General features: G+C 61.4%; 22 protein-coding genes. 16 read left to right on the top strand and 6 right to left on the bottom strand.

The genetic code is table 11. From position 1 onward, the window contains the following. Nucleotides 1–89 precede the first annotated feature (89 nt). A complete protein-coding gene (locus ACVW0Y_RS21125; protein WP_457441066.1) occupies nucleotides 90–1214 on the bottom strand; it encodes a mechanosensitive ion channel family protein in 1125 nt (374 codons plus the stop codon). Nucleotides 1215–1451: 237 nt separating this feature from the next. Between ACVW0Y_RS21125 and ACVW0Y_RS21120 the strand changes: the two genes are divergently transcribed. From ACVW0Y_RS21120 to ACVW0Y_RS21095, 6 genes are all read left to right on the top strand, one after another. Beyond that, complete coding sequence (locus ACVW0Y_RS21120; RefSeq protein ID WP_457441065.1) at nucleotides 1452–1778, top strand: hypothetical protein; 327 nt, start codon at nucleotides 1452–1454, stop codon at nucleotides 1776–1778. A gap of 20 nt (nucleotides 1779–1798) precedes the next feature. Further along, nucleotides 1799–1999 (top strand): hypothetical protein, encoded by a 201-nt coding sequence (locus tag ACVW0Y_RS21115; RefSeq protein ID WP_457441064.1) that lies wholly within the window; start codon nucleotides 1799–1801, stop codon nucleotides 1997–1999. Nucleotides 2000–2093: 94 nt separating this feature from the next. Continuing rightward, nucleotides 2094–2405, top strand: a complete 312-nt coding sequence (locus tag ACVW0Y_RS21110; protein ID WP_457441063.1) for a YgaP family membrane protein — start codon at nucleotides 2094–2096, stop codon at nucleotides 2403–2405. Nucleotides 2406–2528: 123 nt separating this feature from the next. Next, entirely contained in the window at nucleotides 2529–2936 is a 408-nt protein-coding gene (locus ACVW0Y_RS21105; protein ID WP_457441062.1) for a hypothetical protein, read from the top strand. Nucleotides 2937–3170: 234 nt separating this feature from the next. After that, on the top strand, nucleotides 3171–3536 hold the full coding sequence (locus ACVW0Y_RS21100) for a type II toxin-antitoxin system RelE/ParE family toxin (protein ID WP_457441061.1): 366 nt from the start codon (nucleotides 3171–3173) through the stop codon (nucleotides 3534–3536). Next, on the top strand, nucleotides 3527–3850 hold the full coding sequence (locus ACVW0Y_RS21095) for a helix-turn-helix domain-containing transcriptional regulator (protein WP_457441060.1): 324 nt from the start codon (nucleotides 3527–3529) through the stop codon (nucleotides 3848–3850). Before ACVW0Y_RS21100 ends, ACVW0Y_RS21095 begins: the two co-directional genes overlap by 10 nt. A gap of 72 nt (nucleotides 3851–3922) precedes the next feature. On the opposite strand, the gene ACVW0Y_RS21090 is transcribed toward ACVW0Y_RS21095, so the two are convergent. Both ACVW0Y_RS21090 and ACVW0Y_RS21085 read right to left on the bottom strand, forming a co-directional pair. Beyond that, on the bottom strand, nucleotides 3923–4438 hold the full coding sequence (locus tag ACVW0Y_RS21090; protein ID WP_457441059.1) for a DUF1993 domain-containing protein: 516 nt from the start codon (nucleotides 4436–4438) through the stop codon (nucleotides 3923–3925). A 181-nt stretch (nucleotides 4439–4619) separates the two neighbouring features. Then, nucleotides 4620–5636: an AraC family transcriptional regulator gene (locus tag ACVW0Y_RS21085; RefSeq protein ID WP_457441058.1), complete on the bottom strand. Its 1017-nt coding sequence runs from the start codon at nucleotides 5634–5636 to the stop codon at nucleotides 4620–4622. A 112-nt stretch (nucleotides 5637–5748) separates the two neighbouring features. On the opposite strand from ACVW0Y_RS21085, the gene ACVW0Y_RS21080 reads away from it, so the two are divergent. The 9 genes from ACVW0Y_RS21080 to ACVW0Y_RS21040 all read left to right on the top strand — a co-directional run bounded on the left by ACVW0Y_RS21080 (nucleotide 5749) and on the right by ACVW0Y_RS21040 (nucleotide 14953). Continuing rightward, a complete protein-coding gene (locus ACVW0Y_RS21080) occupies nucleotides 5749–7218 on the top strand; it encodes a flavin-containing monooxygenase (RefSeq protein ID WP_457441057.1) in 1470 nt (489 codons plus the stop codon). Beyond that, a complete protein-coding gene (locus tag ACVW0Y_RS21075) occupies nucleotides 7202–8143 on the top strand; it encodes an alpha/beta hydrolase (protein ID WP_457441056.1) in 942 nt (313 codons plus the stop codon). Before ACVW0Y_RS21080 ends, ACVW0Y_RS21075 begins: the two co-directional genes overlap by 17 nt. Nucleotides 8144–8153: 10 nt before the next feature. Further along, on the top strand, nucleotides 8154–8915 hold the full coding sequence (locus ACVW0Y_RS21070; protein WP_457441055.1) for an SDR family oxidoreductase: 762 nt from the start codon (nucleotides 8154–8156) through the stop codon (nucleotides 8913–8915). A 372-nt stretch (nucleotides 8916–9287) separates the two neighbouring features. Then, entirely contained in the window at nucleotides 9288–9629 is a 342-nt protein-coding gene (locus tag ACVW0Y_RS21065; protein WP_457441054.1) for a ribonuclease E inhibitor RraB, read from the top strand. A gap of 142 nt (nucleotides 9630–9771) precedes the next feature. Beyond that, a complete protein-coding gene (locus ACVW0Y_RS21060; protein WP_457441053.1) occupies nucleotides 9772–10479 on the top strand; it encodes a type 1 glutamine amidotransferase in 708 nt (235 codons plus the stop codon). 487 nt (nucleotides 10480–10966) lie between these two features. Next, on the top strand, nucleotides 10967–12376 hold the full coding sequence (locus ACVW0Y_RS21055) for a circularly permuted type 2 ATP-grasp protein (protein ID WP_457441052.1): 1410 nt from the start codon (nucleotides 10967–10969) through the stop codon (nucleotides 12374–12376). A 2-nt stretch (nucleotides 12377–12378) separates the two neighbouring features. After that, entirely contained in the window at nucleotides 12379–13329 is a 951-nt protein-coding gene (locus tag ACVW0Y_RS21050; RefSeq protein WP_457441051.1) for an alpha-E domain-containing protein, read from the top strand. After that, nucleotides 13326–14126 (top strand): transglutaminase family protein, encoded by an 801-nt coding sequence (locus tag ACVW0Y_RS21045; protein WP_457441050.1) that lies wholly within the window; start codon nucleotides 13326–13328, stop codon nucleotides 14124–14126. The genes ACVW0Y_RS21050 and ACVW0Y_RS21045 overlap by 4 nt, the downstream gene beginning before the upstream one ends. A gap of 92 nt (nucleotides 14127–14218) precedes the next feature. Beyond that, nucleotides 14219–14953 (top strand): peptidase, encoded by a 735-nt coding sequence (locus ACVW0Y_RS21040; protein WP_457441049.1) that lies wholly within the window; start codon nucleotides 14219–14221, stop codon nucleotides 14951–14953. 175 nt (nucleotides 14954–15128) lie between these two features. On the opposite strand, the gene ACVW0Y_RS21035 is transcribed toward ACVW0Y_RS21040, so the two are convergent. Continuing rightward, nucleotides 15129–16142, bottom strand: a complete 1014-nt coding sequence (locus tag ACVW0Y_RS21035; protein WP_457441048.1) for a FecR family protein — start codon at nucleotides 16140–16142, stop codon at nucleotides 15129–15131. Between the two features lie 131 nt (nucleotides 16143–16273). On the opposite strand from ACVW0Y_RS21035, the gene ACVW0Y_RS21030 reads away from it, so the two are divergent. Beyond that, nucleotides 16274–16795, top strand: a complete 522-nt coding sequence (locus tag ACVW0Y_RS21030) for a sigma-70 family RNA polymerase sigma factor (RefSeq protein WP_457441047.1) — start codon at nucleotides 16274–16276, stop codon at nucleotides 16793–16795. A gap of 159 nt (nucleotides 16796–16954) precedes the next feature. On the opposite strand, the gene ACVW0Y_RS21025 is transcribed toward ACVW0Y_RS21030, so the two are convergent. Together ACVW0Y_RS21025 and ACVW0Y_RS21020 are read right to left on the bottom strand one after the other, a co-directional pair. Further along, a complete protein-coding gene (locus ACVW0Y_RS21025; RefSeq protein ID WP_457441046.1) occupies nucleotides 16955–18037 on the bottom strand; it encodes an LLM class flavin-dependent oxidoreductase in 1083 nt (360 codons plus the stop codon). 10 nt (nucleotides 18038–18047) lie between these two features. Beyond that, nucleotides 18048–19247, bottom strand: coding sequence for an LLM class flavin-dependent oxidoreductase (locus ACVW0Y_RS21020; protein ID WP_457441045.1), 1200 nt, complete (start codon nucleotides 19245–19247; stop codon nucleotides 18048–18050). Between the last annotated feature and the right edge of the window lie 20 nt (nucleotides 19248–19267).

Raw genomic sequence — 19267 nt, 5'->3', positions numbered from 1 at the left:
CCGGCCGGCGGAAAAGTTTCTACTTTTTTTCCCGCCACCGAGGCGGCCAGTGCAGGTGGCACAAGGCCCGCTTGGGCTCGTGAAGCCAATCAAACCGGCGGCTGACGTTCCGGTTCGGCGATGGGTTCCTGGCGGTGTGGGTTGACCACTTCGGTGGTCGGACTGGTCTGGAAGGCAGCGCGCAGTTGCGGCAGGCATTGCGGGTGTTTGTGGCTGATAAAGCTGATCAGGTTTTCCCGGATATAACAGCGCAGATCCCAGCCGCTGGAGGAGTCGCGGGAGCTGACCAGCACGCGCAGCTGAATGGCTCGGTCGCTGGTGTCCACCACTTGCAGCACGCTGACGCGCCCGTCCCAGAGCTGCGGTACTTCCTGCAGCAGGCGATCGAGTTCTTTGCGCAGGGGTTCCAGGGGCACCGAGTAATCGACCCAGAAGGTCACCGCGCCAATCAGCGAAGAGGTCACGCGAGTCCAGTTCTGGAACGGGTTTTCGATAAACCACTGCAGCGGCACGATCAGCCGGCGGTCATCCCAGATCCGCACCACCACGTAGGTGCCGGTGATCTCCTCGACGCGCCCCCATTCGTTTTCGACTATCACCACATCGTCGAGCCGAATGGGTTGGGTAATGGCGATCTGCAGGCCGGCGATCAGATTGCCCAGCACCGGCTTGGCGGCAAAGCCCACGGCCAGCCCGGCCAGCCCGGCGGAAGCGAGCAGGCTGCCGCCAAATTGGCGGGCGCTGGGGAAGGTCATCAACATGGTGGCCAGACCGAACAGCAACACGAAGCAGCTCAAGGTGCGCACCAGTACCCGGGTTTGCGTCTGGATGCGGCGGGCGCGCAGATTGTCGGCGACGTCCACCGGGTGATGGATCAGGATCATCTCCTGTACCGCTGCCACAGCCCGCAGCCCCAGCCAGGTAAAGGCCGCGATGATCGCCAGGGTGGTGACGTGGCGCAGGGCGTTGATCAGCATCAGCGAGTCATCGGCAGCGGTCCACACCGTTTGCAGGCCCAGCAGCGGCAAGAGCAGGCACACCGGCTGGCGCAGTTGGGCCACCAGTTCGCGTAGAAACGGCAAGGGTTTGGCCAGGCGCTGCAGCACGGTGGTCAGCACCCTGGAAGCGATCATCAGCACCAGCACGGTAATGGCGGCGGCGAGCAGCGTTTTCAGTTCTGCAACAGGAAGCTGGCGCTGGAAGTCTTCGAACATTGGCGGTACCCCGATTTTTCAAACCTGGTTTAGTGACCGGGGCAGGGCGAGGGGGTTCAGGCAAAGCACGATGCATTTTGCATGATGGCGTTTAGGGCGCTTCGTGCAGATTGCCATCGGGGTGAGATCAGTTGATTTTGTAAGTGTATGAAAGTTAATGGAAAAATATTTTCTCTGGCTTGGCAGTCATCTTGCAATTTCAGCCCTGTGCAACGCAGACAGCCTCAGGAGCAGACCATGCAACCACTTACCGATCTTTATATTTCCGCCTTCCCTGGCCATGACGTATCGCTGCAACCGCGCCCGGACGGCACCTTTGTGCTGGCGCTGAAAGGTGCCGACAAACAGGCGCTGATCAAAGTGATCGCCGGCAAAACGGTGTACAGCCAGGCGGCAGCCAATGACGAGATCCTCAACCTGAAGCGCGAAGTGCTAATCCGCGATAACGCCCTGAGTGGCTCCAGCGTGCACTGCACCGCACACAAGCTGCCCACCTACAGCGGCCAGGAACTCAGCCTGCGGGCCATGCAGAGCCTGTTCAACCGCCGCAAAATCGCGCTGTAAGCCAAGTCCTGGAGGCGACCATGAACGCATCGACTAAAGTGTTGGAAAGCTTCTTCAGCGACCGTCTGGCCGGCGAAGAGTTTGTAGTGTGCTTGCCTGAGCTGTATGCCCAGGTGCCGGATGAAAGCCCGCCGGAGATTCCTGATGACGTACCGCCGGAGCTACCGCGCGGCGAGCCCACCGAAGATCCCGAGTTACCGCAGCCGCAGGATGCGTTTTAAGGCGCTGGTGACCCGAGCGATTGCGGCAAAACACTGAACGCCGGTCGCTACCGAAGGTCGGTTGTGTACACCCCAAGCAAACAAGGAGAACGTGATGGTTGCTTTCGAAGCATTGGCCCGTGAGCTCGAAGCTCATCCGCAGAATGTGCATGGCTGGGAGCGCGCGATCTGCATCACCAGCGGTGTGGCGATGGTCGGTACCGGCCTGCGTCATGGCGGCTTGCTCGGCACCTTGCGTGCCACCTTGGGCAGCGTGGTGCTGCTGCGCGGGCTTACCGGCCGTTGCCCGGCCAAGCGCGTGATCGCCGAACGCCAGGATGAGCTGCTGCTGGTCAAGGCCAAGCTTCAGGCGGCCGCCGAGCAACTGGCTGCGTTGCATGAAGCAGGGACGAAAAAGAGCAAATAAACAGTTTGAATCGCCAGGCGAAAACGCCGGCGTCACTGCAAGAGTGGCGTCGGCGTTTTGCATTGGGCGGGCGCGTATGTCACGCACTGCTAGGCTGATGGCCTGGGTCCAGGAATCTTCGCCATGTCCTTCAAGTACATTGCTACGTTGCTACTGGTGCTGGTAATCCCCGCTCACGCCGATTGGCTGGAGATTCCGGACGGCCGACGGGTGAATGGCCAGGACAGCATCGAAGTGATCAATCTGCTCGACGGCACCCTCAAGTTTGCCCTCTGGGCGGTCAGCCGCGACCAACTGGCCTGCCGCGTGCAAGGCGTAGCGCAGAAACAGAGCCCCGGCGTATACCGCTATCAGGAACAGAGCAGCCAATGCGTGCTGCGCATCTTCGCCCAGGCTGATCGCCTGGTGGCCGAAGACCTCGGCGACTTCTGCCGTTCCCTCTACTGCCCACAGAAAGCCAGCATTGGCGTGCGCAACTTTCAACTGGCCGAGCCGTTGCCGTTGACGGAGCAGATCAATGGAGGGTGGTAGGCGGGGGGGCAAAATTTGCCAGGAATCTCAGCGCCAGGTGAGCGCAAGGAAGTTGAACGTGCGATCCGTCTCCCGGCACACCTTTAGCGACTAAAGGTTGAGGCAAAAACCAGACCCTTTCGAAATTCCCCTGCACCCCAGCTGGCGGGTAAACCCTGTCGAACGCGGCAAGCTGAGTGGGTCGGTAAATGGATTACCGGCTTCCATATTGGTAACGTATAGGTTACTATCGGCATGCCTAGAGTTGTTGAGTACATACGCCAGGATCAATCCAGCCCCTACAAACGATGGTTTGACGGCTTGCCTATCCAGGCCGCCACCAAGGTCGCCACCGCGCAGCTGCGGATGGAGTTGGGCAATACCTCGAACATCCAGTGGTTCGCTGGCATAGGCGAGTATCGAATTGATTGGGGGCCGGGTTATCGCATCTACCTGGCCAAAGAGGGCGAGACGCTGATCATCCTGTTCGGCGGCGGCACCAAGGCCAGTCAGTCAGCCGATATCCGCAGGGCTCAGGCGTTATTCGCCGAATACAAAGTACGCAAGGCCGAGCTGATTAACCATTCGGCTGGTTCTGAGGAGACACTGCCATGGCGCTGACCCGTGATTTCAAACTAACCATCGGCGAACGGGTTGAACGCGAACCGGAGTTCGCCAAATCCCTGCTCGATGAAGCCGCCTCGCTGTTTCTCAACGGCGAACCCGACGTGGCACGACTGATCCTGCGGGATCTGGTCAACGCCACCATTGGCTTCGAGCAACTGGCGGCCGATACCCATAAGCCGAGCAAAAGCCTGCATCGCATGCTGTCACCCAGCGGCAACCCGAACATGGACAACCTGGCGGCCATCTTCAACGCGCTGCGTACCAGCCTGGGGCTGCAGATCGAAGTGCGCACCGTGCGGCTGGTTTAATTCCCCGGTTGCCGTACGGGCAAAGCGGTGGCGGCGATGGGCATATGCATTCGCCGCCATAGGCCGCTGGGCTTAGTTTTGCGCAGTGCCGACGTAATCCATCTTGCCCACTTCCACACCATTGTGGCGCAGCAGGGCATAGGTGGTGGTGACGTGGAAGAAGAAGTGCTGCAGGCCGTAGGTCAGCAGATACGACTGGCCGGTGAACTTGCGCTCTTTCGGCGTGCCCGGACGGGTGATGATTTCCCGCTCTTCGTTGCCGTCGACCTGAGCCGGGGTGAAGGTGGCCAGATAGTCCAGGGTTTCCTTGAGCAGCGCTTGCAGCTGTTCGAAGCTGGTTTCCACGTCGTCGTGCTTGGGCACATCGGTGCCAGCCAGACGCGACGGCACGCCACGGGCGAAGTCGCAGGCGATCTGCACCTGGCGGATCAGCGGAAACATATCGGGAAACAGACGGGCCTGCAGCAGGGCGTTGGGGTCGATGTTCTTGGCGCTGGCGTGGTCTTCAGCCTTTTTCAGCACAGCACTCAGGCTGTTGAGCATTTGTTTGAAAACAGGAACGGACGCGGCGTACAGAGAAATGGTCATGGCAGTCTCCGGTTGAAAGTGGCGGGAGTATACCCGCGCTTTGCCCGCTGAGTGCGCTGCTCAACCCGTTGCGCAGCGACTCGCGCGCAAGGCGCGAAACAAAACGTTCAGCACCGGCGGTAACGAAGACCCCAGTAGTAGCAAAGCAAAAACTGGCACTTCGATCTCCAACGGCAAGCAATCACCTCCGCCGGTACTGCCCCGGCGTCATCCCCTTCCAGCGCTTAAACGCATGCATAAAATTGGACATATCCCCATACCCCAAGCGCTCGGCAATCTCTTCCAGCGTCAGCCCCCCAGTGCCCAGTAATTCCTCAGCCAGCGCCTGACGCACCTCTTCAAGCAGCTGCCGGTAGCTGCTGTTTTCCGCCAGCAACCGCCGGCGCAGGGTCCGGCTGGTCATATGCAGTTCACTGGCGATCTGCTCCATATCCGGCAACCGCCCGGGCCGGGCCAGCAGGCGGTCGCGGATGAGTCCACTGAGCCCACCGCGCACCCGTCGTTTGGCCAATAGCGCCTGGCATTGCTGCTCGCAATGTTGCATCACCTGCGGGTTGGCACCGGGCAGGGGGCGGTCGAGCAGGGCGCGGTCGAACACCAGGCGGTTTTCCGTGGCGTTGAACTGCGGGCGCACGCCAAGCATTTCGATATACAGGCTGAGGTCCGCCGGTTCCGGCAGTGCCAGGCTGACGGCTTTCAGGGGCATGGGCACGGCGGTCAGGTCACGCTGGATATTCAGCACGCCGGCCAGGTCGCGTTCGAGCACAAAGCTACTCAGCGTTGGCGGCAGCTGGCCGGGGTCGAGGAGGAAGTGGGCATCCTCGCCATGCTCTTCCAGGCGCATGCCGTGGAAGGCGTAGGTCAGGTCGAGGTAGCGCAGGCCCAGCTGCGCAGCACCGCGAAAGGTGGCGCTGCTGAGCATGGCAAAACCCCAGATGCCGTAAGTGTTGAGCTGGTAGCGCGAGCCGCATTTGAAGCCGATGCCGGGAATGTGGCCGAGGGCGCGCACCAGGTTGGCCAGCAGCTCCAGCTCCTGGGCGGCGTCGATTTCCGCCGCGGGGTCGGCCAGCACGCCCAGGTCCAGGCCGGTGTCGGCCAGGCAGGTATCCAGGCTCAGGCCTTGGTCGAGGCCAAACTGGGTCAGCAGTTGTGCGCTGATGGCGCTGCGCCGGGGTGGCCAGGTGGGGGTGTTCGGCATGTTTTGTCCGAAAATCACAGGTTGATGGCCGACTATGCCATAACCCTTGCCGGCGTGGCGTTCTAGTCTTAGCGCCGTGGCAACGTCCACGCGACCATCAGGGATAACAACAATGAATAAAACGTCCCCACCGGCCGCGCCCTTGCGCGTGCTGATCATCGGCTCCGGTTTTGCCGGTATGGGCCTGGCCATCCAGTTGCAGCGCGCTGGTATCAGCGACTTTCTGCTGCTGGAAAAAGCCGGCGACCTCGGCGGCACCTGGCGCGATAACCGCTACCCCGGCGCGGCCTGCGATGTGCCTTCGCACCTCTACTCGTTTTCCTTTGAACCCAAGTCCGACTGGACGCGCAAGTTCGCGCCCCAGGCCGAAATCTTTGCCTACCAGCAGCACTGCGCCGACAAATACGATTTGCGTCGACGCATTCGTTTCAATCGGGAAGTGGCCACTGCCGTGTTCGATGCCGAGGCCGGCCTGTGGCAGGTGACGTGCACCGATGGCGAACAGTTCAGTGCCCAGGCGCTGGTGAGTGCCTGCGGTCAGCTGAATCGCCCGGCGATGCCGCGGGTCGAAGGGCTGGAGCGTTTTCAGGGGGAAGCCTTTCATTCGGCGCACTGGAACGCCGACTACGACCTGCGCGGCAAGCGCGTGGCGGTGATCGGCACGGGTGCCAGCGCCATTCAATTTATCCCGCAGATCGCCCCGCAGGTGGCGCAGTTGCATGTGTTCCAGCGTTCGGCGGCCTATGTAATCGGCAAGCCGGATCGCCCCTATCGGCCCTGGGAAATTGCCGTGATGCGCCGCCTGCCATGGCTGCAGAAAATCGACCGCGGCCTCAAATACGTGCAACACGAGGCGCGGGTGCTGGCCTTTACCGTGGTGCCGAAACTGATGCTGAGCATGCAGCTGATGTTTCGCCTGCACCTTAAGCGCAGCATCAAGGACGAAGCGTTCCGCCAGCGTCTGGTGCCGGACTACCCGATGGGCTGCAAGCGCATCCTGATTTCCAACGACTACTACCCGGCGCTGGCGCGGGACAATGTCGAGGTAGTGGACAGCGAAATCCAGGCCGTCACCGAGACCGGTGTGCGTACTGCCGATGGCCGTGAACGGGAGGTGGACGCGATCATCTACGGCACCGGATTCGCCGCCACCGAATTCCTTTCGCCGATGCACATCACCGGCCTCGGCGGGCGCGATCTGAACGCGGCCTGGAAGGAGGGTGCCGAGGCATATCTAGGTATCAGCGTCAGCGGTTTTCCCAACCTGTTTATCCTCTACGGGCCCAACACCAACCTGGGCCATAACTCGATCATCTACATGCTGGAAAGCCAGTTTGCCTATGTGCTGGGCTGCATAAAACACCTGCAGGGCCTGCGTTACATAAACCTGAAAGCCCAGGTGCAGACGCAGTTCAATCAGAAGTTGCAAAAGACCATCGACCAGTCGATCTGGCAGCAGGGCTGCACCAGTTGGTACAAGACCGCCAGCGGCAAAAACACCGTCAACTGGCCGGGCTTTACCTTTACCTATCGTCATTACACCCGCCGCCCGGAGCTTGCCCACTATGACTGCATTCGTTGAACCACCACGCCTGGGCCAGCGGATATTGGCTGCGGTATTGCGCAGCAGTCTGAAGCTGTTGTTTCGCGGGCTGATCCGCCCGCCCATGCCGATTGCCGGGCAACGCTGGATTCTCCGTGCCTTGACCGCTTCGACCCTGGTACCCCGTGGCGTACAACGGGAGGAAGGCAGCCTGGCCGGGATTGCCTGTGAATGGCAGCGCCCGGCCGAAAACAGCGAGCGAGTGATGCTCTATCTGCATGGCGGTGCTTACCTGATCGGCTCGCCGGCTACCCACCGGGCGATCACCAGCAATCTGGCCAAACGCGGCAAGCTGGCGGTCTGTGCGCTGGATTATCGACTGGCACCGGAGCATCCGTTTCCAGCGGGTTTGGAGGATGGGGTGGCGGCCTATGAAGCGCTGTTGGCCCAGGGTTATGGGGGCGAGCAGATCATCCTGGGGGGTGATTCGGCGGGCGGCAATCTGGCCCTGGGTCTGGCCCTGCGTGTGAAGCAGGCCGGGCTGCCGATGCCGGCGGCGCTGGTATGTTTTTCACCGCTGAGCGATGCCAGTCTCAGCCAGTTGCATAAGCCGCCTGCTGGCGATCCGTTGCTGAGCCTGGCGTGGATCGAGCAGGCCGGTTCGTTGTTCTGCCCGGCCCATATCGATCGTCGTGATCCGTTTTTGTCGCCGGTGTATGCCGATCTTGGCGGCTTGCCGCCGCTGCTGATTCAAGTGGGCGAAGACGAAGTGCTGCTTAACGACAGCCTGCGCCTGGCCGAGCGCGCCAAGGCGGCCGGGGTGGCGGTGCAGCTGCAGCGATACCCAGGCTGCTGGCATGTGTTCCAGGCCCATGCCGGGTTGCTGGATATCGCCGATCTGGCGATGGCGCGGGTGGCGGTATTTATTCAAGAGCAGTTCCCCAGGTCGGCAGCAACACCCTAACGAGGCGGCGATGGACAATATTCTGATTACCGGGGCGGCGTCGGGCATCGGTGCCGCCACGGCCCGGCTGTTTCACACCAAGGGTTGGAAGGTGGGCTTGCTGGATGTGAATGAGCAGGCCTTGGCGCAGTTGGCGGCCGAGTTGAATGGCGCCTGGTATGCGCGCCTGGATGTCACCGACGTCGACGCTGTGCAGCGTGTGCTCGGTGAGTTCTGCGCCCTGCATGGCGGGCAATTGCGCTTGCTGTTCAACTGCGCGGGGATTCTGCGCTTTGGCTTGTTCGAGCAGATCAGCCAGGCCGAACACGCGGCGATCCTCACTATCAATGTGCTGGGTTTGCTGAATATGACCTATGCGGCCTTTCCCTATCTCAAGGCCACCCCGAGTGCTCAGGTGATCAATATGGGCTCGGCTTCGGGGCTGTATGGCACCCCGCATATGGCCAGTTACTCGGCATCCAAGCTGGCGGTGCGCGGTTTGACCGAGGCGCTGGAGCTGGAGTGGCGCGATCATGGCATCCGGGTGGGCGATCTGATGCCGCCGTTTGTGCGCACGCCGATGGTGTCCAGCCAAGTTTTCGAGCCGCCGGCGTTGCGCCGTCTGGGGGTGAATCTGCAGGCTGAAGACGTGGCTCAAGCCTGCTGGCAACAAGCCCATGGCGCGGCGGTACATCGGCCGATCAGCCTGCAATTCAAGCTGCTGTATTGGCTGGGGCAGGTGTCACCGGGGTTTGTCACGCGCTGGCTGATGGGGGTTATCAGCCGGCCGTGAGGGGTTTGGCTGGCGCAAGATTCTGCGTCCCAGCCTGCGCTGGGACGACGGTGATAGCAGGAAAAAACTCCGTCATTCCAGCGCCGGCTGGAATCCAGAATTTCGCATGTCGCGGCACGCTCGACCAAGGCCGAATTTAAAACCTCCGGTCAAAATCTCTGTAAGCCAACCTGCACAATCGCCGTAATGGCACTACGCTCATCAAGGGTGCCTGTTCCGGGCTCCCGTCAGCAAACGCTCTATGTCGCAGCAAGCAAATGCATCAAGCCTCGGGCGGTGGGCCTTCGGGATCATCGTGACGTCAGCGCAGTCAGCTGGCAGCAGCAATGGGAAAGCGGTCAATCCATCCATCGCATGTGAGGGGGTCGCATCATGAGCACAGCAAGCGCAAACGACATCAGCAGTAACGTTCTACGCCGGATGAAAGAGGGCGGCTTCGATTTCGCCCGTATCCACCCCATCGAGTTCTACGCCATTTTTCCCGACGAGGAGCGGGCCCGTGAGGTGGCGAAAAAATTCCGCAGCGAAGTATTGAATGCCCAGGTGAGCGTGCGTGATGACGGTGCCTGGCATGTGTTGATCAGCAAGGTGATGTACGCCACCTACGACGGTATTGGTGCGTTCGAGCACGATCTGGAGTCCATGGTTGCGCCTTTGGGTGGCGTTCTCGATGGCTGGGGTGTTACGCAGGAACTCAAAGGGTTGCGGGTCTGACCCGGTATAAATCTGGTGCCAAACCTCGGACGCGCCGGCTGGCCTTAAGGCCCGCCGGCGCTCCGTAATGTTTTTCCAACGAGCTGCCCCATCCTCGGCACGGCGTTTGCCTCATGAGGTGCAAAAAAGAGGCGGTTCAGTAATGAGCGATATTCTGATACTCACCCATGTCGACTATTGCCCAGCCGGGCATCTGGCCCGTGTGCTGGACGAGCGACAAGTGGATTTCACCGTCTTGCGTGTCGACCTTGGCGAACTCGAAGGTTATGACCTCGACCAGCCCAAGGCCGTGGCCATCATGGGCGGACCCATGAGCGTCAACGACCCCTTGCCCTGGATTGGGGCGGAGATCGACGCGTTGCGGTATTTCATCGAGCGCGATATTCCCCTGCTGGGCCATTGCCTGGGCGGCCAGCTGCTGGCCAAGGCCCTTGGCGCGGCGGTGCATCGCATGCCGTACCGGGAAATCGGCTGGCAGCCGCTCTGGCACGCCAGCCAGGCCGAAGGCAATCCGTGGCTTGAGCACCTGCCAGATGAATTCCCCATCTACCAATGGCACGGCGATACCTTCGATATCCCCCCCGGCGCACAACGCCTGTTATCCAGTCCCTGGTGCCCGAACCAGGCGTTTTCCTGGGGCGACAAAGTGCTCGGCCTGCAAGGGCATCCAGAAATGACTGAAGAGCTGGTACGCCTGTGGCTGACCGACTGGGCCCATCTGCTGGATGAAACCCAACCGAGCCAGCAAGCCAAGAGCAAGATGCTTGATGACCTGCCCAGCAAGGTGGCAGCGCTCAATGAAGTGGCGGAGGGGTTTTATCGGCGGTGGTTGCAGTTGGCTTTTGCGTGAAGCTGATCGCGGCTAAAGCCGCTCCTACGGATTGCACAATCCGTAGGAGGCTTTAGCCGCGGTGCGTTAACCGCTGGCAAAAAAAGACCGCCTTGTGGGCGGTCGGGAGCGGGTGGCCGTAAGGGCTGTCGGCCAAGGAAAGGAGCAACATCGCAGGCCTTGTGGGCCGTGAGCTACAGCGTTGTGGCGAGGATTGCGGGAAGATCGCCGGCAACCTGATGGGCGCGATTATCTGGGGCACAAGCATTTTGTTGAAATCAAGCCTGACTATGCTGGTCATAGACAAACATGCACTACGGGCCCCTGGCCCGGCCCTGCCAGCCACTTGCCGTACAACGGGGCGCTGCCGCGAAGCGCGGCTCAGGGAATGCGCGATATTGGTGCGCAATAGTTGAGTCTTATTTGTAACCTATTGATAAATAACGAATAAGACGGATGGCTCGGGCTTTGCAGTGGCTATGCACGTCCGGGTGACAAGGAGTACGGCATGACCCGCACCTTTTATGACGAGATGTACCTGGCGAACGGCGAATGCCGCCCGCATTACCGGGAATTCGCCCGTTGGCTGGCGGATACCCCGGATGAATTACTGGCCCAGCGCCGCCGCGAAGCCGACCTGCTGTTTCACCGGGCCGGTATCACCTTCACCCTGTACGGCGACGACCAGGGCACCGAGCGCCTTATTCCCTTCGATATCATCCCGCGCAGCATCCCGGCCAGTGAGTGGCGGATTGTCGAGCGTGGCTGCATCCAGCGGGTGCAGGCATTGAACATGTTTCTCGCCGACCTCTATCACGACCAGCGCATCATCAAGGCCGGCATCATTCCGGCCGAACAGGTGCTGGCCAACGAGGGCTACCAACTGGCGATGCAGGGCCTGAACCTGCACCGCGATCTCTATGCGCATATCTCCGGGGTTGACCTGGTGCGTGATGGCGATGGCAGCTACTACGTGCTGGAAGACAACCTGCGTACCCCGAGCGGCGTGAGCTATATGCTCGAAGACCGCAAGATGATGATGCGCCTGTTCCCGGAGCTGTTTGCCGCCCAGCGCGTATTGCCCATCGACCACTACCCGAGCCTGCTGCTCGACACCCTGAAAAGTTCCAGCCCCCTGGATAACCCGACGGTGGTGGTGCTCACGCCCGGGCGTTACAACAGCGCCTATTTCGAACACGCCTTTCTGGCGCGGGAGATGGGGGTGGAACTGGTAGAGGGCGCCGACCTGTTCGTGCGCGACGACAAAGTGTTTATGCGCACCACCGCCGGTGCCAAGCCGGTGGATGTGATCTATCGCCGCCTCGACGATGCCTTCCTCGATCCCCTGGCGTTCAATCCCGATTCCATGCTCGGCGTGCCGGGCCTGCTCTCCACCTACCGCAGCGGCAATGTGGTGCTGGCCAACGCCGTGGGCACCGGGGTGGCGGACGACAAGTCGATCTACCCCTATGTCGGCGAGATGATCCGCTTCTACCTCGATGAAGAGCCGATCCTGAAAAACGTGCCGACCTTCCAGTGCCGCAAATCGGTGGAATTGCAGCATGTGCTGGCCAACCTGGAACACCTGGTGGTCAAGGAAACCCAGGGCTCCGGCGGCTACGGCATGCTGGTGGGGCCGGCGGCGAGCAAGGCGGAAATCGAAACCTTCCGGGCTCGCCTGATCGCCCGGCCCGAGGCCTATATCGCGCAACCGACCCTGTGCCTGTCGACCTGTCCGACCTTCGTGGAAAACGGCATCGCCCCGCGTCATATCGATTTGCGCCCCTTCGTGCTCTCCGGCAAAGACACCCGAGTGGTGCCAGGCGGCTTGACCCGCGTGGCGCTGCGAGAAGGGTCGCTGGTGGTGAACTCGTCGCAAGGCGGCGGCACCAAAGACACCTGGGTAGTGGAGGACTAATTATGCTGAGCCGCACTGCCTCTGACCTGTACTGGATGTCCCGTTACCTGGAGCGCGCCGAGAACCTGGCGCGCATGCTGGAAGTGAGTTATTCGCTGTCGCTGATGCCCCAGGACGGCCGTGGCAATGGCCTGGAAGAACTGGCGTTGCCGCTGTTGATCACCGGCACCCTGGATGAATACCTGGAGCGCCACGGCCCGCTGCACGCCGAGCGCATGCTGCACTTTTTTGCCCTGGATGCGGAAAACCCGGCGAGCATCTATTGCTGCCTGCAGGCGGCGCGCACCAACGCCCATGCGGTGCGCGGGCGGATCACCGCCGACATGTGGGAAAACATCAACGCCACCTGGCTGGAGATCCGCGGTATCGCCGAGCAGGGCCTGGGCCGCTATGGCATCAGCCGTTTCTGCGAATGGGCCAAGGAGCGCAACCACCTGTTCCGCGGCGCCACCTTCGGCACCATCATGCGTGGCGACCCGTACCGCTTTATTCGCCTGGGTACCTTTATCGAACGGGCGGACAACACCCTGCGCCTGCTCGACGCCCGCTACGAAATGCTCGGCGAAGACATCGACGAAAACGATGGTCGCCCGGCGCGCAGTTATTACCAGTGGACCGCCTTGCTGCGGGCGCTGTCGTCATTCGAGGCCTTTGCCGAGATCTACCGTGGCTCGCCCAACACCCGCAAGGTGGCTGAACTGTTGTTGCTGCGCGCTGAAGTGCCGCGCTCGCTGCGCTCGTGCATGGACGAACTGAACCTGATGCTCTCCAGCCTGCCGGGTGATAACGGTCGTCCGGCCCAGCGCCTGGCTGCCGAGCTGGAAGCGCGCCTGCGCTATACCAGTATCAATGAAGTACTCGATGAGGGCCTGCATGGCTGGCTCACCGATTTCATCCTGCTGGTACGCCAGCTAGGCCAAGCCATTCAAACGTCTTACCTGGAGGTCGCATGAGACTCTCAATCAGCCATGACACCACCTATCACTACGAAGATCAGGTGCGTAACAGCATCCAGTACCTGCGCATGACCCCGCACGACAGCGAGCGTCAGCAGGTGATCAGTTGGGAGCTCAACCTGCCTCGCCCGGTGCGCGCCCAGGTCGATCCGTACGGCAATATCCTGCATGTGCTGACGTTGGACGAGCCACACGAAAGCATCATTCTCGGTGCCCGTGGTCAGGTGGAAATCGACGAGCAACGCGAGTGCGAGCACGAAGACCAGTCGCCGCTGCCGTTCCTGCGCACCACCCGTTTGACCGAGGCCGACCAGGCGCTGCGTGAGTTCGCGCAAAGCGAATGCGCCAGCCGCCGTGATCGCTCGTGCATGATCGATTTGATGAACCGTCTCAACGCCCATATTCGCTATCAACCCGACGTCACCGACGTGAAGACCAGCGCCGCCGAAGCCTTCGCCAGTGGCAAGGGCGTGTGCCAGGACCAGACTCACGCCTTTATCGCCTGCGCGCGCAGCCTTGGTGTGCCGGCGCGTTATGTGTCGGGCTACCTGTACACCGACAGCAGCGATCACCTGGCCAGTCACGCCTGGGCCGAAGCCTGGCTGGACGGTGCCTGGTACAGCTTTGATGTGACCAACTGCCTGACCCGCGCCGAGCGTCATCTGAAGCTGGCGGTCGGCCTGGACTACCTGGACGCCTGCCCGGTGCGCGGCATGCGCCGTGGTGGTGGGGTAGAGCAGATGCACGCGCATGTAGAAGTCTCGCCCACCCGTGTTCAGGTGCAACAACAGTAAAACCAAACCGTGGTTAACATGGTCAACACCCTAACGCCCGAACCGGCCTGCGCTGGTTCGGGCGTCCTTGTCTCTGTGGATTGGATGCCAACATGACTTATTGCGTAGCACTGAACCTGGCCGACGGCCTGGTGTTTGTCTCTGACTCGCGGACCAATGCCGGGGTCGACCATATCGCCACCTTTCGCAAACTGCATGTGTTTGCCGTGCCTGGCGAGCGCCTGATCGTGCTGCAAACCGCCGGCAACCTGGCCACCTCGCAGGCGGTGATCAACCTGTTGCGCACGCGCTTGAGCCATGACGGTGTGCACTTGAATAACGTGGTCAATCTGTACAACGCGACCACCTTGGTGGGCGACACCATGCGCGAAGTGATGGCCCGCGATGCCAACTCGCCGATGGCGGCGGGGGTGGATCTGAGTTGTTCGTTTCTGGTGGGTGGGCAGATCGCCGGGCAGGAGCCGGAGCTGTACAACATCTACCCGCTGGGTAACTTCATTGCGGCCACGGATGACACGCCGTATTTCCAGATTGGTGAAAGCAAGTACGGCAAGCCGATTCTGGATCGGGCGCTGAATTACCACACTGATCTGGACAAGGCATTGCGCTGTGCGTTGGTGTCGTTTGATTCGACTATCCGCAGTAATTTGTCGGTGGGGTTTCCGTTGGATGTGGTGGTGTATAAGGCCAATAGTTTGCAGGTGCCGGCGGGGTTTCGGGTGCTGGAGAATGATCCGTACTTTGAGGGGGTACGGCAGCAGTGGTCGGTGGGGCTGAGTCAGTTGTTGGATGAGTTGCCGGTGTTGCCGGCGGAGTATTCGGCTTAGGGCAAATATCCGCTTGCGGATATCAAAAATTTTAGCCCTCCCTGTGGGAGGCTTCGGCCTCGATTCCGGCAAAGGCATTTGTTAAGAAAAACCACACCCTCGTAGATGGGGGGCACCGAAGGGGCTGCCCTATATGCGACGACGGCGTTGGAAACTTTACCCGCTTGCCGGCGACTTAAAGCCGGGCGTTGTGGCTGCGGATCAAGGTGGTGCCGTCGCCTTGCGGTTCGAGCCTGATCGGCAGCACCTTGGGCAGCGCCTTGACCAGGTTGGCGATGTCACGGGTGCTGTAGATGCCCCCGATGCGGATATCGGCGGTGTTCTGGTCGGCGAGCAGCAGCGGCTCGTCAAGGTAGCGGTTGAGCATCGGTACCGCTTCGCCGAGGGTGATGTTGTTGAGGATCAGCTTGCCTTCACGCCAGGCCAGGGCGGTTTGCGTGTCCACCGACACCACCTTGGGCTTTAGGTCGCCGGACTTGAAGCTGGCCTGCATATTCGGCGTCAGGGTGCTGTCGTTGCCCTGGCGTTCGCTCTGCACCCGCACCGAGCCTTCGGTGACGGTGACCACCACGTTGTCCTGGTATTTCCACACATTGAAGCGGGTGCCGGTCACGGTGATCGAGCCGTCGCCGGCGCTGACCACAAAGGGATGGGCGCTGTCGTGGCTGACATGGAAGTAGGCTTCGCCGGTATTCAGGCTGACGCTGCGTTGATCGCGGTAGTTGCTGAAGCTGATATCGCTGTTGCTGTTCAGCTCGACTTCGCTGCCGTCACCCAGGGTGATGCGGCTGATGTTGTGAGCGGTTTCGAAATGTTCGTAAGAGTTGGGCAGCCAGCCCAGCATCCAGCCGGTATAGGCGGCCAGGGGCAGGGCCAGAAGGGTCAGGGCGATGGCTCGGGCTTGTGGCCGCCAGCTGCGGCGGCGCTGGCGCACGGGTAGAACAGGGGGTAGGGGTGCCTGGCGCAGCGGCGGACGTGACGGCGTGGCGCTGCTCGGCAGGTGTTCGCTGAGCTCCCAGATCTCCAGCATGGCGTCGTATTCGGCGGCGTGGCGGGGGTGTTCCGCCAGCCACAGGATAAATTGCGCGCGCTCTTCCTCGCTGCAGTCTGCCGCATGCATGCGCATGCACCAGTGTGCGGCCACCTCAGCCAGGGGCTCGTCGTTGGCAGGGGAAGGGGCGTTGTTCATCAGGGAATACCGGTTACCTGGTACTGAAGCGCGGGAGACTACGTGGCTTTCAATTGAGAATAAATCTTGATAATGGCGATTATAAAATGAATAATTTCCTACTGCCAGTATGGCGGCCTGGGCCCAAAACCATGTCGCAGTGTTCGCCGTCACGTCTGGGGCTGGGGGTTGTTTTGGAGATTTACTATCGGGAGCTGGTGCGCTTTCTAAGCGCCAAGCTGGGGGACCGACAGGTGGCAGCGGATGTCGCCCACGACGCGTATTTGCGCGTCATGGAACGAGCCAGTCAAGCGCAGATCGATTCGCCCCGCGCCTTTCTGTACCGCACGGCACTTAATCTGGTGGTCGACGAGCACCGCCGCAACAACCTGCGTCGCAGCGAAAACCTCGACGTGCTGGACCAGGACGAACAGTTTTTCTCTCCCTCGCCACACCGCTCCCTGGCCCAGGCGCAACGCCTGCAATTGCTGCAGCGCGCCCTCGATGAACTGCCGACGCTGTGCCGCGATGCCTTTTTGCTGCGCAAACTCGAAGGCCTGCGTCACGACGAAATCGCCGCGCGCCTGAGCATTTCCCAGAGCCTGGTGGAAAAACATATCGTCAACGCCATGAAGCATTGCCGCCTGCGCATGCGCGAATGGGATGCCGAGTAAGCTTCCGTCAGCGTTTTCAGGTCTGGCCAATCGAGGCTGAATTGGCATGCCGCCCACCTCTCCCAGCACAATCGTCTATCTGCGTGGCAGAGGTGGGCGGCCTATGCCCGGCTGTTCCACCACGGCCGCCACTGTTGGTCAGCGCCCGCTGAAGCGGGTTCAGGAAGCGCGGGCCAGTTGCCGGCGGCGTGCTTCTTCACGTACCGCCGGAATAATCCAGCGGCCGTAGTCGACCGTGTCATACAGCGGGTCGTAGCCACGGTTGAGAAAGGTGGTCACCCCCAGATCGACATAATCCAGCAAGGCCTCGGCCACCGTTTCCGGGGTGCCGACCAACGCCGTGGTATCGCCATAGGCACCCACTGCGGTGGCCGTCGGCATCCATAGCGCACGGTCATGTCGATCGCCGGCTGCGGCGGCTGCCAGCAGGCGTTCGGAGCCGGTGCCTTTGAGGCGTTTGGACCATGGACTGCCTTCGGCGAACTGCGGGTTCTGTTTGATCTGCGCGAGGATCTGATAGGCCCGTTCCCAGGCCAGCTCTTCGGTGGCGCCGAGAATCAGCCGCACCGACAGACTCACCCGTGGCGACGTCACCCCAGCGGCCTGCGCGGCCGCCCGCAACTTGGCGATCTGTTCAGCGACACCGGTCAAGGGTTCGCCCCACAGCGCATACAAATCCGCGTGTTTTACCGCGATCTCATAAGCGATATCGGAAGAACCACCAAAGGAAATTGGAATCGGCCCAGCCGGCTTTACCGGCGAAAACGCGCCCTTGATCTGGAAATACTTACCGTCGAAATCAAACGGCTGTTCCTCGGCCCAGGTGCGGCGAACGATTTCCAGGTATTCGTCGGTACGTTTGTAGCGCTCGGTTTTATCCAGCAGAAAATCACCTTCGCCAGGCTCTGCGGTAATCCCGGTAATAGCGTGCAAGCGAATGCGCCCGCCGCCGGTGGTGTGGTCCAGGGTGGCGAAGGCGCGGGCGGCGACGGTGGGTGAGGTCAACGCCGGGCGGTGGGCGACCATAAAGCCCAGGCGTTCGGTTTGCGCGGCGGCGAAGGCGGCGATCTGCAGGCTGTCGGCACCGCCTGGGCCGCTGGCGATCAGAACGCGGTCGAAGCCGGCCTGTTCATGGGCGCGGGCGTGGTGGCGCAGGTAGTCGAGATCGAAGCTGGCGCTACGCGGCCCTTTGCTCTCGGACCATTGGCTGGGAAACACCATGCCGACAAATTCAATGGACATAAAAAACTCCTCAGGCACCGTTGACCGAATGCAACGCCACTGGCGGGTTGGCACCACGGCTCAGCGCGGCACGTTCGCTGCGAAAGTGCGGCAGGATGTGCTCGCCCAGGCGGTAGGTTTCTTCCAGGTGCGGGTAACCGGCGAGGAAGAACAGGTCGATGCCCACTGCGTTGTACTCGCGGATCCGCGCCACCACGTTGTCATAGCTGCCCACCAGCGCCACGCCGGGCGGCAGGCCGATATAGCCGAAGCCGGACCAGACATTGGGGTAGATAAAAAAGTCGTCGTAGGCCTGGGTTTCGCCTTTTTCCGCGTACTCGTGTTCGAAGCTCAGCTTGCGCGCCGAACGCAGTCCGGCGTGGGCGGCCAGGGCCTTGACCACGCCCTTGGCCAGGCCTTCGTCGAAGAAGCGTTTGGCCTCGGCGCGGGCTTCTTCCTCGGTGGGGCGGGTGATCACGTCAATAGACAAGCCGAAGCGAATGCTGTGGTTGCCGTACTTCTGTGCGCGGGCGCGCACGTCGTCGATCAAGGCGCGGATATCTTCCGGGCGCTCGGCACGCATCAGGTAGTAATCGGCATGTTTGGCCGCCAGCTCGCGTGCGGCTTCCGATGAGCCTGCGGTGCAAATCAACGGCAGCTCGGCTTTCTTCTGCGGCCCCCGCAGACCACCACCTTCGGCTTGGTAGTACTTGCCGTGGTAGTGGAAGTTTTCGTTGTGCCAGTAACCTTTCACCACGTCGAGGAATTCGCTGGCGCGCAGGTAGCGGTCGTCGTGTTCGGTGAAGTCGCCGACCTGACGCTGGATCACTTCCGAACCGCCGTTGATGATGTTCCACACCAGGCGATTGCGGGAGGCGCGCTGGTAGGTGGCGGCCATTTGTGCGGCGGCGAAAGGCGAGAAGTGAAAGGGCTGAAAGGCGGTGACGAATTTCAGCTTGCGGGTTTCGCGGACCAGCAGCGAACACACCGTCCACGGCTCTTCGCCGCCCGGCGCGTTGACCATCAACACTCCGCCAAAGCGGTTGATCTCGGCGGCACGGGCAATCTGCGCCAGGTAGTCGATATAGGTGAAGTCGTCTTCCGCGTCGAAGGTCGACACGGCGCCGGTGCTATTGGGGTTGTTCGACCAGTCACCGCGGTTGCGCGGGTCGCCAGGGAGGAACTGGGTTTCGCCATGCAGCGGCAGGCGGGTGAAAAATTCGATGCTCATGGGGCAGACCTCAACAAAGG

Source organism: Pseudomonas sp. TE3786 (assembly GCF_054057335.1).
Note: the sequence above shows the minus strand (reverse complement) of the source record. Positions and strands in the feature narration are given on the sequence as shown.

Coding starts and splice junctions, on each gene's coding strand:
- ACVW0Y_RS21125 (WP_457441066.1), bottom strand. CDS start 1,214: ATGTTCGAAGACTTCCAGCGCCAGCTTCCTGTTGCAGAACTGAAAACG.
- ACVW0Y_RS21120 (WP_457441065.1), top strand. CDS start 1,452: ATGCAACCACTTACCGATCTTTATATTTCCGCCTTCCCTGGCCATGAC.
- ACVW0Y_RS21115 (WP_457441064.1), top strand. CDS start 1,799: ATGAACGCATCGACTAAAGTGTTGGAAAGCTTCTTCAGCGACCGTCTG.
- ACVW0Y_RS21110 (WP_457441063.1), top strand. CDS start 2,094: ATGGTTGCTTTCGAAGCATTGGCCCGTGAGCTCGAAGCTCATCCGCAG.
- ACVW0Y_RS21105 (WP_457441062.1), top strand. CDS start 2,529: ATGTCCTTCAAGTACATTGCTACGTTGCTACTGGTGCTGGTAATCCCC.
- ACVW0Y_RS21100 (WP_457441061.1), top strand. CDS start 3,171: ATGCCTAGAGTTGTTGAGTACATACGCCAGGATCAATCCAGCCCCTAC.
- ACVW0Y_RS21095 (WP_457441060.1), top strand. CDS start 3,527: ATGGCGCTGACCCGTGATTTCAAACTAACCATCGGCGAACGGGTTGAA.
- ACVW0Y_RS21090 (WP_457441059.1), bottom strand. CDS start 4,438: ATGACCATTTCTCTGTACGCCGCGTCCGTTCCTGTTTTCAAACAAATG.
- ACVW0Y_RS21085 (WP_457441058.1), bottom strand. CDS start 5,636: ATGCCGAACACCCCCACCTGGCCACCCCGGCGCAGCGCCATCAGCGCA.
- ACVW0Y_RS21080 (WP_457441057.1), top strand. CDS start 5,749: ATGAATAAAACGTCCCCACCGGCCGCGCCCTTGCGCGTGCTGATCATC.
- ACVW0Y_RS21075 (WP_457441056.1), top strand. CDS start 7,202: ATGACTGCATTCGTTGAACCACCACGCCTGGGCCAGCGGATATTGGCT.
- ACVW0Y_RS21070 (WP_457441055.1), top strand. CDS start 8,154: ATGGACAATATTCTGATTACCGGGGCGGCGTCGGGCATCGGTGCCGCC.
- ACVW0Y_RS21065 (WP_457441054.1), top strand. CDS start 9,288: ATGAGCACAGCAAGCGCAAACGACATCAGCAGTAACGTTCTACGCCGG.
- ACVW0Y_RS21060 (WP_457441053.1), top strand. CDS start 9,772: ATGAGCGATATTCTGATACTCACCCATGTCGACTATTGCCCAGCCGGG.
- ACVW0Y_RS21055 (WP_457441052.1), top strand. CDS start 10,967: ATGACCCGCACCTTTTATGACGAGATGTACCTGGCGAACGGCGAATGC.
- ACVW0Y_RS21050 (WP_457441051.1), top strand. CDS start 12,379: ATGCTGAGCCGCACTGCCTCTGACCTGTACTGGATGTCCCGTTACCTG.
- ACVW0Y_RS21045 (WP_457441050.1), top strand. CDS start 13,326: ATGAGACTCTCAATCAGCCATGACACCACCTATCACTACGAAGATCAG.
- ACVW0Y_RS21040 (WP_457441049.1), top strand. CDS start 14,219: ATGACTTATTGCGTAGCACTGAACCTGGCCGACGGCCTGGTGTTTGTC.
- ACVW0Y_RS21035 (WP_457441048.1), bottom strand. CDS start 16,142: ATGAACAACGCCCCTTCCCCTGCCAACGACGAGCCCCTGGCTGAGGTG.
- ACVW0Y_RS21030 (WP_457441047.1), top strand. CDS start 16,274: ATGTCGCAGTGTTCGCCGTCACGTCTGGGGCTGGGGGTTGTTTTGGAG.
- ACVW0Y_RS21025 (WP_457441046.1), bottom strand. CDS start 18,037: ATGTCCATTGAATTTGTCGGCATGGTGTTTCCCAGCCAATGGTCCGAG.
- ACVW0Y_RS21020 (WP_457441045.1), bottom strand. CDS start 19,247: ATGAGCATCGAATTTTTCACCCGCCTGCCGCTGCATGGCGAAACCCAG.